The organism is Desulfosalsimonas propionicica, assembly GCF_013761005.1.
GTDB classification, from domain to species: domain Bacteria; phylum Desulfobacterota; class Desulfobacteria; order Desulfobacterales; family Desulfosalsimonadaceae; genus Desulfosalsimonas; species Desulfosalsimonas propionicica.
Map to the genome: position 1 here is coordinate 1 of NZ_JACDUS010000002.1, position 12,266 is coordinate 12,266.

Sequence of the window (12,266 nt, forward strand, 5' to 3'; positions counted from 1 at the left end):
TCAAACGTCAGGCATATGGATTCAGGGATAATTGGTACTTCAAGCTCCGATTATATTTTATTCACGAATCCATCCCGGCATTTCCCGGATGAATCAAAAAACTGAAATTGATCCTGGAAAAACATTCTAAGCGACGGGATCCGGCAAAAGATCGCCAGCCTTGAACAACTCCCTTGGAAATGGATTGCTTTTCCCGTCCTGCTTCCCATTAAGGTGCATTTAGCCCGGAGTGCCGGGAATGTATATCCCCCAACAGTTTCCTCGGAAATTCATGAGGAAAATAGAGGAGAGGATCACCCCGATGAAGTATAGGATTTTATTAGTTGATGGCCAGGTATCATTCTGTCAGCAGTTCAAGACGATCTTAAACGATAAAGGCCATGACGTCTGCATCTCTCATAACCCAGACGATGCATTGGAAAAGCTGTCCGGCCAATCGTTCGATATCCTGTTATCCGATATGAGAATGCCGGGCATGGATGGATTGGCTTTATTCCTGAGCGCGCGAAAAATAGATAGCGAGATCGCCGGCATAATCATGACTTCAAACGGTTCCATTTCGATGGCGGTGAACGCAATCAAACAGGGGGTTTCCGATTACATCCAGAAACCCATCGAGCCTGAAGTTCTGCTGATGATGATTGAAAAGGCGTTGCAGGAAAGACAACGGACCCGGGAAATCCGCCATCTGCGAAAGGCCTTGGTGCAAGGGTTTTCCTACGGCAAGATTATCGGGAAAAATCACAGAATGCGGGAAGTTTTTCATCTCATCGAGAAAGTGGCGCCCAGCGACTCCCGCGTTTTTATTACCGGAGAGACCGGGGTAGGCAAGGAGTTGGTGGCCAGGGCGATACATTTTAACAGCCCAAGAAAAAATAAGGCGTTTGTTGGCATCAATTGCGGGGTGTTGTCAGAATCCCTTTTGGAAACCGAGTTGTTCGGACACGAAAAGGGGGCTTTCACCGGTGCCGATCGCTGCAAGCAGGGTAAGTTCGAGTATGCCAGGGGAGGGACGCTGTTTCTCGATGAAATCGGCGATATCTCTCCGGCCCTCCAGGTGAAACTGCTTCGGGTTACTCAGGAAAATTCCATGGAGCGGGTCGGAGGCAACTCCCCGATCGATGTCAATGTGCGGATCGTATCGGCCACGAATCAGGATATTATGGGAAAAATCAAAAGCGGTTCTTTTCGGATGGAACTTTTTTACAGACTCAATGTTGTTGCCATTCAAATACCGCCCCTGCGGGAAAGAATAGACGATATTCCCCTCCTTGTACATCACTTTATCCACTGCCTGAACCGGAAATTTCATAAAAACATCCAGCGGGTTTCAACACGGGCCATGAAACAATTGATGCAGCACAACTGGCCCGGAAACATTCGGGAACTGGCCAATATTCTGGAAAGGGCGTTTGTCACAACAGACGGTGCCGTAATCGATAGTATCGATTTCTCAAATGATTTCCGGAAAAGTACCGGCCAGCAAGCCTTATACCCGGTGGACACGGATATTCCTTTTAAAACGGCCATGGCAATGGTCCAACAGCAGTTTGAGAAAGCCTACCTTTTAAAAGTGCTCCAACAGTGCAACGGCAACGTGTCAAGGTCGGCAGAAATAATGGAACTTAATCCCCGAACGTTGTGGCGCAAAATAAAGGACTACCGGATTGATCGGTTAGAATGCATCCTCGCTGGTAATCGTTATTGATCAGTTTGTATTCTGATGTCACAGTGCGACATCCATGCCCTTATCATAACCAATAAAAATAATAGGGTTTTCAAATATAAACACACATTTTGTCTTTGGGTCGCGCCATCGGTGCCGGCATTCACCTTGTAAAAAAACTTCTTTTCCAATTGCGTAACTGCCGAATTTTCCCTGATGAAATTACGATCGGCAAAACAAACAGATTAATGGCACATATTTTGAATGTGAATAGAGTAAGGATGCCAACTCATGTATGGCATCCCTCCCGCATTTTGAAGGGAAAATGGTGGAAATCCATTGCTGCCCCGCAACTGTAAGCGGTCTGTCCACCGTTTTATAAGACTGCGAGCCAGAATACCTTCTTTCCGAATGTCGCGCTTTCGAGGGTGAGGCGCCCATTTGTTAAAGCAGAGAAGAACCGTAATCGAACTTTAGCAAATGCAGGGTCTCTGGGGGTACAAAGCTTGATTGCGACAATTTCACAACACCACAATCCGGTTGGAACCTGTTGCCGTGACCTTTGCGTCGCCGGTTGAGCCAGCGGACAGGATCGTCCATTCGTCAGGCTGTTTATCTTCGAACGGGCGAGGAGTTCTGACCCGTTCTATTATAAAAACCAATCATTTTCTACCTGTGGGAGGCCCAGATGAATGCAAAAGAACGTGTGATGGCAGTTATAAACCATCAAAAGCCCGATCGAATGCCGTGTTTCGGAGCCAATTCGACCGTGACCTATGACCAGATGGAAGCAGTTGGCGCGTACTGGCCCGAAGGACACGAAAAGGGTGAAGCTATGGCCAAGCAGGCATTGGCCGCATATACCGTGGTGGGTTTTGATGCCGTTCGGGTTCCCTTTTGTCAGACATTTGAGGCGGTTGCCCTGGGATGCATCCGGAAGTCGGGGAAAATCAGGGATTCCGAAGGAATTCCGGGAATTGATCATCCTCCGCCTTATAAACTCGATGATACGCCCGAGTTTCCCGGTGATTTTCTTTCAAGGGGGTATATACCTGAATTGCTCAAAGCTATTGAAATCCTGAAAAGGGAAGTAGGCGATGAGGTCCCCATTGTGGGGGGAATCATTGGCCCTTTAACCATCGCTGGCTCTCTTCTGGGCAGTGTGCCACTGCTGAAAGCTACCTACAAGGCACCTGAAAAGATCGTGCCGTTTTTGGATATCGGTGAAAAAGCCGGTACTGCTCTGGCCAATGCCATGATCGAGGCGGGAGCAGATATTATCTCGATCGAGGACATGACCGCCTCCCCCGAATTAATTGCGCCCAAAACCTATCGGGACTACGAACTGGAGTACCAGCGCAGGCAGATTGAATCCATTTCTGTGCCTGCCATACTCCATATTTGCGGCAATGTCGACAAGATCGTTGAATGGATGGGGCAGACTTCCCCTGCAATTCTGAGCCTCGAACCCAAGGCCGACACCCGGCTGGCCCGTCAAAAATGCGGGCCCAATATGATCTTCATGGGAGGGGTTGATACTGCGACAACCCTGTTCATGAAGGATGCTGAAACGGTGAAGAAAGGTTGTGAAGAACTTATAGAAGATGGCGTCCAGATTCTGGCCCCGGGATGTGCCGTGGCACCTGGCACCCCCATGGATAACCTGAAGGCTATGGTGGAGGTCGCAAAGGCTCACTAGATAGATGATCGACTGTGGCGGTTGTCCCGGAAAACCCCACAGAAAAACAACAAAAACAAAACAAGGAGAAAGATGATGAAAGTGTTGAACGATTTTTCAAACATCTTCAGGCGGTATGATCTCCATGTGGAAAAAACAGGCCAGGCCAAGGAGGTTTCAAAAGACCCGATTCTCCAGGATATCGCTAAGTTCGTGGTAGAAGGAGATGAGGAGGGAGTCCTGCCCGTTGTCCAGAAGGCCCTGGAAACCAAATCCCCCCTTGAGGTCATCAATGATGCACTCATCCCCGGCATGAATGAAGTCAGCCGGTTGTGGGAAGAAGGCAGCTATTTTCTGCCCCAGGTTATCCTCTCAGCAGATGCCATGAATGTCGGCATTGCAGAGTGCGAGAAGAAAATGGGAAAATCCATGGAGCGAAAAGCAAAAGTGGTCACACATACCGCAGAAGGCGATATTCACGACATCGGCCAGGTGATTGTCAATGCACTGCTCAATGCCAATGGCTTCGAGGTTATCGACCTGGGATCCGATGTCCCGGTGGATAAGGTCGTGGCAGCATGTCGAGATCATCAACCGATAATGGTTACCGGCACCGCACTCATGACCACTACCATGTCGGCCTTTCCCAAAATTGCTCATCAATTGAAAAAGGCGAACCTGGAAATTCCTTTTATCTGTGGTGGTGGCGCGGTTGCCGAGGAATATGTGTCGGAATATGATCTGGGTATCTGGGGCAAGGAAGCCAGCCAGGCTCCGGGAATGGCCGAAGATGCACTGGCAGGTGAATCCTGGCAGTCCATGCGGTCCAAGTGGAATGGATAACGGATCAGTGGGTCAAACGCATGATTGTTGACATCGTTTTCGGGTTTCTGGGAGCAGGAAAAACCACATTCATCACCAGGATTCTCAATGATTGGGCCGTCAAAGAGAAGACCGTGGTGCTGGTGAACGAGTTCGGCGAAGTGGGTCTTGACGGGGAACTTCTTGCTATGCAGGGAGGCAATGTCGTGGAGATGCCCAGCGGTTGCATCTGTTGTACACTGCAGGCGGATTTCAAAACTCAACTGATGGACATCATAGATACCATCCAACCGGAAAGAACCATCATAGAACCTACCGGTGTGGCGACGATTTCCCAGATTCGATCCATCATTGAACTGCAGGTATTCGAAGGGGCAATAGAGGAAATCAACGATATTTTGATCGTGGATGCCACTGGATTTATGGATCTGTACAAAGCCAATCGCCATTTCGTTGAGTCCCAGATCGAGTATGCCAACATCGTTATCCTGAACAAATACGATCGGGTTGATAAGAGAAAAGCCATGTTGACGCGCAATTCGATATCGGCCATCAATCCCGGCATTACGGTGCTAACAGCGGCATTCGGGGCGGTGGATTGGGCGGAATACCAATTGGCCCTTTCCACCGTTTTTCGTTCAACACCATCGATAGACGTGGAACGCGGCCATGACCATGACTTGGCGCACCAGGACCGCTCATCATCACCGGCAAATGGCAGGAAATTGCGTTTCAGTGAAAATCAGGATGCGCTGGGTTATGAATCTTTCGGATATGTTTTCGAAAACCTGTCGTTTGATCCGGAATCGCTGGATTCATTCTTCCACATGCTCAAACAAGAGGCAGCCGGCATGGGTGAAATCGTGCGGGCGAAAGGGATTTTTCAAATCGGTGATAAGGGTGTGTTAATGGAAATCGCTTCGGGAGAGTTGTCCACCCAGCCCGCAGGGCAGGTCAGAGACAGCAAAATCTCGGTCATCGGCAAAAGCCTGGATCGGGATAAAATAAGCGCTGCTTTGAAACAGTGCACAACAGAGAAGTCATGATAAATATACGGGCAAAACAGGCAAATGATATATGCGGCAAACCCGTCATCCTTATTGTGGATGATGCCTATATGGCCCTGCGGCCGTTGACACGGTTGATCTCCCCGGAAAAGTACAGGACCATCTGGGTTTCAGATGAACAGCAGGGGTTGAAACTTCTGGAGAAATATCATGGCGTGCCGCTGGTCTGCATCATTGATCTGAAATCATCGACTATGGGCGCAGGCGGGTTTTTCCATCAGGCCAGACAGCTGTGCGGTCCCATCCCGCTTCTTATCACCAGTCCCCTGGGAACGATTTTGCATATGAGAGGCGATTTTTATGAGTTTGCGGGTTCCAATTTCAAAGACCACATCAATGATATTCTCTCTATCATCGTAAGGAGGCTGGCGAATCCGGGGGGGGCGAAAAGCAGGGCATCGAAACCACCGGAAACAACCCATGGGCCGACGGAATTCATGGTTGGCTGCAGCCGCAGCATTAATGAAATCCATCGCATGATTGATAAGGTAAGTCGTTTTCCCAGCACTATACTCATTCAGGGAGAAAGCGGCACCGGAAAAGAGCTGATAGCGCAAGCCGTTCATCGCGCCAGTCAGCGGAAAAATCAGCCGTTTGTCGCAATCAATTGCGGAGCTATACCGGGAAATCTAATGGAAAGTGAACTTTTCGGACATGAACGGGGCGCTTTTACCTCCGCAAATACGCATCGAAAAGGAAAGTTCGAAATCGCCCGGGGCGGCACTGTTTTTCTGGATGAAGTGTCTGAAATCGAGCGTGATTTGCAGGTCAAGCTGCTCCGGGTTCTACAGGAAAGGGAATTTGAACGGGTTGGGGGCAACGAAACCCATAAAATAGATGTTCGCATAATCGCCGCTACAAGTCGGAATCTGAGAGAGGCTGTGGAGGCGGGATCGTTCCGGGAAGATCTGTTTTTCCGTTTGAATGTCATACCCTTTCAAGTTCCTCCCCTCAGGGATAGAAGAATAGATATTCCCTTGTTGTTGAATCACTTTATGAAAACAACGGCTGAAAAAACCAGCCTGCGGCCGCCGCAGCTTTCCGATCCGGCGGAGAAGGCGTTGCTTCGGTATTCTTATCCTGGAAACGTGAGAGAACTGGCAAATATTGTGGAGCGACTTTTTGTCCTGTGCTCCGATGGACAGGTGACGCTGGCCGATCTGCCAGCAGAAATTCTGGATGAAACCTCCGGGGACTCTGAATACCCGGGGAAATGGATCAACGATTTACCTGAAACCGGGGTCCGTCTCCGGGAGATGGAAAAGGCCCTCATTGTAAAAACCCTGGAAAAAACTTCGGGAAACAAGGCAGCGGCGGCCAGAATGATGGGTATGACGCGACGTCGGTTGTATATACGGCTTATGGAATATGGCATCGTTTCCGCATAGGCGTGTTACCTCAGGTGACACCTGCGGGCCCGGATGTCACCCGGGGTGACAGTGCATGCGGGCTGATCGGCCGAAGGCTTCTGTCCCGGAGGTGTTTTTTCGGGCATTTTCCGGTCTCCATCTCATCGAGGATTTCATGGCACATGTTTTGCCTTTTATCAGATTGAGGACATTCAATTTACAATGGATTTGAACGTCGAAGAGGGCCATCCAATACATAATTGAAAAGGGGGATCGTCATGGCAAGAAAAAAAATTGAAAAAATGGCTTACAGCAGTGGTGCGGAGATGATGTTCGGCACCGCCAAGCATCCGGTCAAGACTTCTCGCGGCATCCATATCGGCGGGGGATTTGTCCATCCGGAAGTGGTTCCGCACCCCCGGGCCGGAAGCGAAAAAACCAAGAAAACACTCCTTCGGGAATATGAACGGGCCAACGGGGACGCACTGGAGCGAATGGTCATCGTCGGCCATCCTACTCTGATCGTTGAAAACGAACATGTGTTTCAGATGACCCATAATCCAACCTGGGGTGGAGAAATCGCGGCCCAGACCGCCCGCCAGATGGATGATTGTCTCGACAAGTACGGCCTGAAAGCCGCATACCGATCCACCCCGGCCGATTTGCGCAAACCCGACATGCACCACATGCGGGAAAGCGATTACACCCATGAGATTATAGAATCCTTCAAGCAGGTGTCCAAATACGCCGACATCATATCCATCGAGTCGATGGGCGGAAAAGAGATATTCGACCATGCGATCATCCGTAACGACATTACCGGCATCCTTTTCGGCATCGGTGTCCTGGGCGCTATCGATATGGAGTGGATGTGGGACCAGATCGTAGATATCGCCAAGTCCAACAATTGCATTCCCGGTGGAGATACCAACTGCTCCGAGGCGAACACGGCAATGTTTATGGCCGGCGGCATGGTTTCCAAGGATGTCCCCCATGTCATGGCGGCCCTGGCCCGTGCCATTTCAGCCTCCCGTACACTGGTCGCCTATGAATGCGGCGCTACCGGCCCCACAAAGGATTGCGCTTATGAGGATCCCATCATCAAGGCCATGTCCGGCGTTCCCATCTCTACAGAGGGAAAAATCAGTGCCTGCGCCCACTCAGACCTTGCGGGGAACCTCATCGCTGCGGTTTGCGACGTTTGGAGCAATGAGGCAGTGGAATATCATGATATGTTCGGCGCCACCACCACGTCGGTTTTTGCGGAAATCCTGGGCTACGATTGTGCCATGTTCAACAGTGCCATTGAGTTGGGCTATCAGGAACAGATGAAAGAGATACTGGTCAACTCCGATATGTACCGTGATTCTCACAGCTTGATTCTGGCCCCGGATAACGCCTGGGAGATTGGCAACGCCATTATCGGCAATCGCGGGGACAGCAATTACGCCAGCGGCAGAGCGGGCGCCATCAAGGCGGGCCAGATTATCCTGGGCGACTCCAAGATGAAGCTGACCCAACTCGAAAAAAAGGCACTGGAAAATGCCATGAAAGACCTGGAAGGCCTTCCGGACAGCGAGGGGGATTTCATCCAGATGTGCCTGGACAAGTACAAGAACGTCAAGGGATTCAACCCGGATTCTTATGGGCTATAGCGGTCCATTATAACACGGGTATCGGCGCAAAGGGCATATCCGGGACACCTTGCTTCGGTTATGCCCGACTTTTTTGGAAGGATTCGAGACAATGATAGCCTGCACCCGATGTGGCCGGTGGCATCTCGATGCGGAAAAGGCTGCGGGAAAAAGGCTGTCATGCACAGAAGTCAAACAATATTGGGAAGGCATCAGGCAGGAACACCAGAGGCAAACCGGGCACCGACCCCGAATCTCCGTCGACAGGGACGGTGAATGGGCATGTATGGAATGCAGCGCTAAACTGATCCTCCCCCTTATCGAATAGAGACAAGGGACCCCATGCCGAAACTCGCCATCGCTTTGGATCTTGGTACCAGCGGATTTCGCGGTCAAGCAATTGACCTCGATGAAAAGGGCCGGATCATCACCACAGCCATCACCACCCGACATCCCCTGCCAGGCGCCAATGTAATCGATCATCTGCATTTTGCCCTGGAGGTTGGCATTCATGTCGCCCATATGGTGATTGTGTCTGCCGTTAACCACGTTATTGATGCCCTTGAAATCGAAAAAGATCAGGTGATCCGAATGGCCGTTTGCGGTAACCCCATTCAACTGTCCTTGTTTCAGGAGATCGAAATCCGCGATCTGGCTTATGCCGGCAAGCAGAAACTCGAATCGATAGGTGTGGTTCCGCCGGCCCGGGATGCCCAGATTGTCAAGGCCAGTCAAATCGACGGCCTGGATCTGGCACCGGATATCGATATCCTGATCCCTCCCGCTGTGCAGCATGAAATCGGTGCGGACGCTCTGGCCATGATGATTCAGACCGGGATGCTGGAAAAGGAGGAAATCGCCATCGTAACCGATTACGGAACCAATGCTGAAATGGCACTTGTTGCTAAAGGCATTGTTTACACGGGTTCCACGGCTGCGGGACCGGCTCTGGAAGGCCAGCAGATCGAACACGGTCTTCTGGCCCTGCCCGGGGCCATATCCGACGTGGAATTTGTCCCTGACGAATCAAGGACAAGAACGGCAAGTGCTGCCATTGACAAACCAATGGAAGGACGTTTGAAAACCAGGATTCTGAACACGGACATGTCGGCCCGCACCGGTGATACAGTAAATCCGAATTCCGGAGAAGTTCTGGAAAAGGGGGAATTATCGGCTGTTGGCATTACCGGAACCGGTGTTGTGGGGTTGATCAGTCAGGGGCTTATATCCAAGCTCATTCGCATTCCCCGGATCCGGACATTTGATTCGGAAATTCATCTGCCCGACGGCATAACGTTCACTGAAGACGACCTGGCCGAAGCCGGCAAAGCGATCGGTTCTGTCCGCGCCGGACATATAACCCTCTGCAAGGAAGCCGGTCTTGGGATGGAAGATATTGAAACCGCATACATGTCCGGAGCATCCGGCACATATGTCGATGCCCTCAAAGCCCGGGAAGTCGGACTGATTCCGGCTGGGGTCCGAAAGATTTATCAGGTCGGCAACACGTCCCTGGCCATGGCACGCGACATCGTGCTGGATGTGGACAACCTTTGGAAGATGAAGGCCATTGCAGACGATTTGAAGAAGCATCATTGCATGTTTGCTGCCTCAAAGGTGTTCGAAAAGGTCTTTATTCTGGAGCTCTCGTATTGGACAGAGGGGATGCCCCTGGCGCAATACCAGCGTTTTCTCGCAAAATACGGTATGCCGGCTCTGACGGAAGTTGAAAGCCTTCCGGAGGTGATCAAGACGGTGGACAGGGATATCCCCGAGCTCGGATACAAAGGGCTCCGGATCATCCCCGACATCGGTGAACAAAAGGTTTTTGCCTTTGAGGCGTGCATCGGTGACGAAGCTTGCGTCTCGGTCTGTCCGGAACGGGCCCTGACGATGGAATCCGTTGATGATCAATTTCAAGTGACTGTTGATCTGGCGCTTTGCGATGGTGTGGCCTGCCGGCGGTGCGAGCGGGCCTGCACCGAAAAATGCTTCGATCTGGTGAAGCTCTTTACTGCAAACGCAAAAAGGCCGGGTTGGGATCCGGAAGATATTGATCGGACCATGCTCCCCGCACTCAAACGTGTGCCTGGGTTAAAAAGCGTCTGGATTTTATCGGCGGAAGATTTTAAAAGCGTTTTCCAGAAGGAACAGGAAGCCGAGGAACGTTCTTTATTGGGGCTTGGAAAAGTGGTCAACACGGGAGTGAAAAAAGTACTGGCTTCTCAACGGGTCTACGTTGCACTGACTACCATGGCGTTTGATTGGGGGTGCCATGCCACACTGGTCCTGAAAAAAGGGGATGAAATGGTGGGCGAGGAAGTGAGGGACGAAACAAGGTTAGCCGAATTGTCCACGCGTAAGGATGTATGGTTCATGCACAAGAATTTCGTGATCTACAAGGACAAAATAACCTTTCCCCAGGACATCGTGAAAAAAGTCTGTCATTTTGAAATTCCCTGCCTGCCCGCCGGGTTCTGTATTCCGGATAATGATCTGAGGAAACATTATTCCATCATCTTTGCAACACCCTCGATGCTTGGGGATATCTTTCTTAAAAATCGATACTGCGCCGGCGTTGACGAGAAAGGAACGGGGACCATCCTCGTCGGGGTTCAATTGCCATGAGGCTGGAATTGTATTCAATGATTTTTGAACACATGGGCAAAAGTCGATTTTCCCGGCCTTTCGTGCTGCAAGGCAACCTGCCTCTTTGATTTTATACCAGTTGATAGGGTAGTGAAGCGAATTTTGCCTGGGCTTCTGCAGTCATAGAGATTTTTTAATCTCCCTTATATTTATTTTTGTTTACAGGAAGCAAACTCAGACATCTCGTTTGCCGTATGTGTCACGGCTAATCTTGTCATATTGCAATGCAGTGCTCGGGTGAGGCGTTTTTTCCTCGGCCGGGTACCCGATGGCTATCATTGATTCGACTTCCAGTCCGTCTCTCAGCCCCAGTAATTCGCCAACATAATCACCTGCGCTTTGGCCTGTGTGGTGATTGCGTTTTCGGATCTGTCCCCAGCAGCTTCCCAGCCCGAGATCCGTAGCTGCCAAATGAATAAACGCGCCAGCTACACTTGCATCTTCAACCCAGACATCTGATTTGGACGTGTCGGCACAAATTGCTATCGATAGCGGTGCTTTTTCAAAAAATGCGAGGCCGCTGGGCCTGGCCCCGGAAAGTCGGCTTAAAATTTCGGGATCGGTAATCACAACAAATTCCCAGGGCTGTGTGTTTCTTGAGGAAAACGACCTTAAGGCGGCTTCGATCAGCAAATCAATTTTCTCCTTTTCAACAGGTTTTTCCTTGTATTTTCTTATACTTCTTCTTGCCCGAATCAAATCAATAAACATCCTCTTTTCCTTTCCATAATGGTTTTAAACTTTTTACGGCGCCATTTGAAATCGCCATTCTTCAGATCCGCCAAATCCTGAATACTGCCCGGGCATAGCCGCCATTGATTAGCGGTCCCACGCTGTAAACGCGGCGAATATCCGGCCAATAAAAGAGGGGCTCCTGTCTAAGGTAAGCCCCTCTAATTATTAATAAATTGTGGTGCCGAAGGCCGGATTTGAACCGGCACGGGCGTAGCCCACTACCCCCTCAAGATAGCGTGTCTACCAAATTCCACCACTTCGGCACAAACTGGATGTGAACCGCGGTTATTGCGGGTTATCGTCTGTTGACGGCGCTGCGGGCGCCTGCTCATTCGGTCCTGCTTGCTCGCCGCCGCCCGGTGCTGCGGGCACTTGGTCTGCGGGCAGGCTTTGCTCCGCAGCCGGCGGCTGAAATTCCTCAACCACGGATTTGTCCCCGCTTTTGGAGATATAGGCCAGAGACAGGGACGTGACCATAAACACCACTGCCGCCACGGTGGTAATCTTGCCCAGAAAAGTCGAGGCCCCGGTGTTGCCAAACAGGGTCTGGTTGCCGGCTCCACCAAACATGGCGCCCATGCTTGCTCCCTTGCCGGTTTGCAGCAGAACAATGCCGATTAAGGAAAAGCAGACAAACAGATGGATGATAATAATCAGTACATGCAT

10 protein-coding genes, 1 tRNA gene and 1 riboswitch are annotated in these 12,266 nt (G+C 50.7%); of the genes, 7 read left to right on the forward strand and 4 right to left on the reverse strand.

What is annotated here, in order from left to right:
- The first annotated feature begins 301 nt into the window (after nt 1–301).
- From HNR65_RS03475 to HNR65_RS03495, 5 genes are all read left to right on the forward strand, one after another.
- Complete coding sequence (locus tag HNR65_RS03475) at nt 302–1,708, forward strand: sigma-54-dependent transcriptional regulator (protein WP_181550080.1); 1,407 nt, start codon at nt 302–304, stop codon at nt 1,706–1,708.
- A gap of 223 nt (nt 1,709–1,931) precedes the next feature.
- Nucleotides 1,932–2,088, forward strand: a riboswitch (cobalamin riboswitch).
- Nucleotides 2,089–2,354: 266 nt separating this feature from the next.
- Nucleotides 2,355–3,365, forward strand: a complete 1,011-nt coding sequence (locus tag HNR65_RS03480) for an MtaA/CmuA family methyltransferase (RefSeq protein ID WP_181550081.1) — start codon at nt 2,355–2,357, stop codon at nt 3,363–3,365.
- A 72-nt stretch (nt 3,366–3,437) separates the two neighbouring features.
- Nucleotides 3,438–4,187, forward strand: a complete 750-nt coding sequence (locus HNR65_RS03485; protein WP_220128279.1) for a cobalamin B12-binding domain-containing protein — start codon at nt 3,438–3,440, stop codon at nt 4,185–4,187.
- Nucleotides 4,188–4,207: 20 nt separating this feature from the next.
- Nucleotides 4,208–5,212, forward strand: coding sequence for a CobW family GTP-binding protein (locus tag HNR65_RS03490; protein ID WP_181550082.1), 1,005 nt, complete (start codon nt 4,208–4,210; stop codon nt 5,210–5,212).
- Between the two features lie 305 nt (nt 5,213–5,517).
- On the forward strand, nt 5,518–6,621 hold the full coding sequence (locus tag HNR65_RS03495) for a sigma-54 interaction domain-containing protein (protein WP_181550083.1): 1,104 nt from the start codon (nt 5,518–5,520) through the stop codon (nt 6,619–6,621).
- Nucleotides 6,622–6,631: 10 nt separating this feature from the next.
- Here HNR65_RS03495 and HNR65_RS18110 read toward each other — a convergent pair whose 3' ends face one another.
- The gene (locus HNR65_RS18110; RefSeq protein ID WP_269750847.1) at nt 6,632–6,766 is read right to left on the reverse strand and encodes a hypothetical protein; all 135 of its coding nucleotides are present in this window, start codon (nt 6,764–6,766) and stop codon (nt 6,632–6,634) included.
- Nucleotides 6,767–6,860: 94 nt separating this feature from the next.
- Between HNR65_RS18110 and HNR65_RS03500 the strand changes: the two genes are divergently transcribed.
- Together HNR65_RS03500 and HNR65_RS03505 are read left to right on the forward strand one after the other, a co-directional pair.
- The gene (locus HNR65_RS03500) at nt 6,861–8,237 is read left to right on the forward strand and encodes a methyltransferase MtaB domain-containing protein (protein ID WP_181550084.1); all 1,377 of its coding nucleotides are present in this window, start codon (nt 6,861–6,863) and stop codon (nt 8,235–8,237) included.
- 321 nt (nt 8,238–8,558) lie between these two features.
- Entirely contained in the window at nt 8,559–10,844 is a 2,286-nt protein-coding gene (locus HNR65_RS03505) for a methylamine methyltransferase corrinoid protein reductive activase (protein ID WP_181550085.1), read from the forward strand.
- A gap of 195 nt (nt 10,845–11,039) precedes the next feature.
- On the opposite strand, the gene HNR65_RS03510 is transcribed toward HNR65_RS03505, so the two are convergent.
- The 3 genes from HNR65_RS03510 to secG form a co-directional block, all read right to left on the reverse strand.
- Nucleotides 11,040–11,576, reverse strand: coding sequence for a nitroreductase family protein (locus tag HNR65_RS03510; RefSeq protein ID WP_181550086.1), 537 nt, complete (start codon nt 11,574–11,576; stop codon nt 11,040–11,042).
- Between the two features lie 200 nt (nt 11,577–11,776).
- Nucleotides 11,777–11,863: transfer RNA gene (locus HNR65_RS03515), tRNA-Leu, on the reverse strand.
- A gap of 22 nt (nt 11,864–11,885) precedes the next feature.
- Nucleotides 11,886–12,266 (reverse strand): preprotein translocase subunit SecG, encoded by a 381-nt coding sequence (gene secG, locus HNR65_RS03520; RefSeq protein ID WP_181550087.1) that lies wholly within the window; start codon nt 12,264–12,266, stop codon nt 11,886–11,888.

Excerpts from the sequence above, each read along its gene's own strand:
- HNR65_RS03480 (WP_181550081.1), top strand. The coding sequence starts at position 2,355 with ATGAATGCAAAAGAACGTGTGATGGCAGTTATAAACCATCAAAAGCCC.
- secG (WP_181550087.1), bottom strand. The coding sequence starts at position 12,266 with ATGCATGTACTGATTATTATCATCCATCTGTTTGTCTGCTTTTCCTTA.
- HNR65_RS18110 (WP_269750847.1), bottom strand. The coding sequence starts at position 6,766 with ATGTGCCATGAAATCCTCGATGAGATGGAGACCGGAAAATGCCCGAAA.
- HNR65_RS03495 (WP_181550083.1), top strand. The coding sequence starts at position 5,518 with ATGAGAGGCGATTTTTATGAGTTTGCGGGTTCCAATTTCAAAGACCAC.
- HNR65_RS03500 (WP_181550084.1), top strand. The coding sequence starts at position 6,861 with ATGGCAAGAAAAAAAATTGAAAAAATGGCTTACAGCAGTGGTGCGGAG.
- HNR65_RS03510 (WP_181550086.1), bottom strand. The coding sequence starts at position 11,576 with ATGTTTATTGATTTGATTCGGGCAAGAAGAAGTATAAGAAAATACAAG.
- HNR65_RS03475 (WP_181550080.1), top strand. The coding sequence starts at position 302 with ATGAAGTATAGGATTTTATTAGTTGATGGCCAGGTATCATTCTGTCAG.
- HNR65_RS03485 (WP_220128279.1), top strand. The coding sequence starts at position 3,438 with ATGATGAAAGTGTTGAACGATTTTTCAAACATCTTCAGGCGGTATGAT.
- HNR65_RS03505 (WP_181550085.1), top strand. The coding sequence starts at position 8,559 with ATGCCGAAACTCGCCATCGCTTTGGATCTTGGTACCAGCGGATTTCGC.
- HNR65_RS03490 (WP_181550082.1), top strand. The coding sequence starts at position 4,208 with ATGATTGTTGACATCGTTTTCGGGTTTCTGGGAGCAGGAAAAACCACA.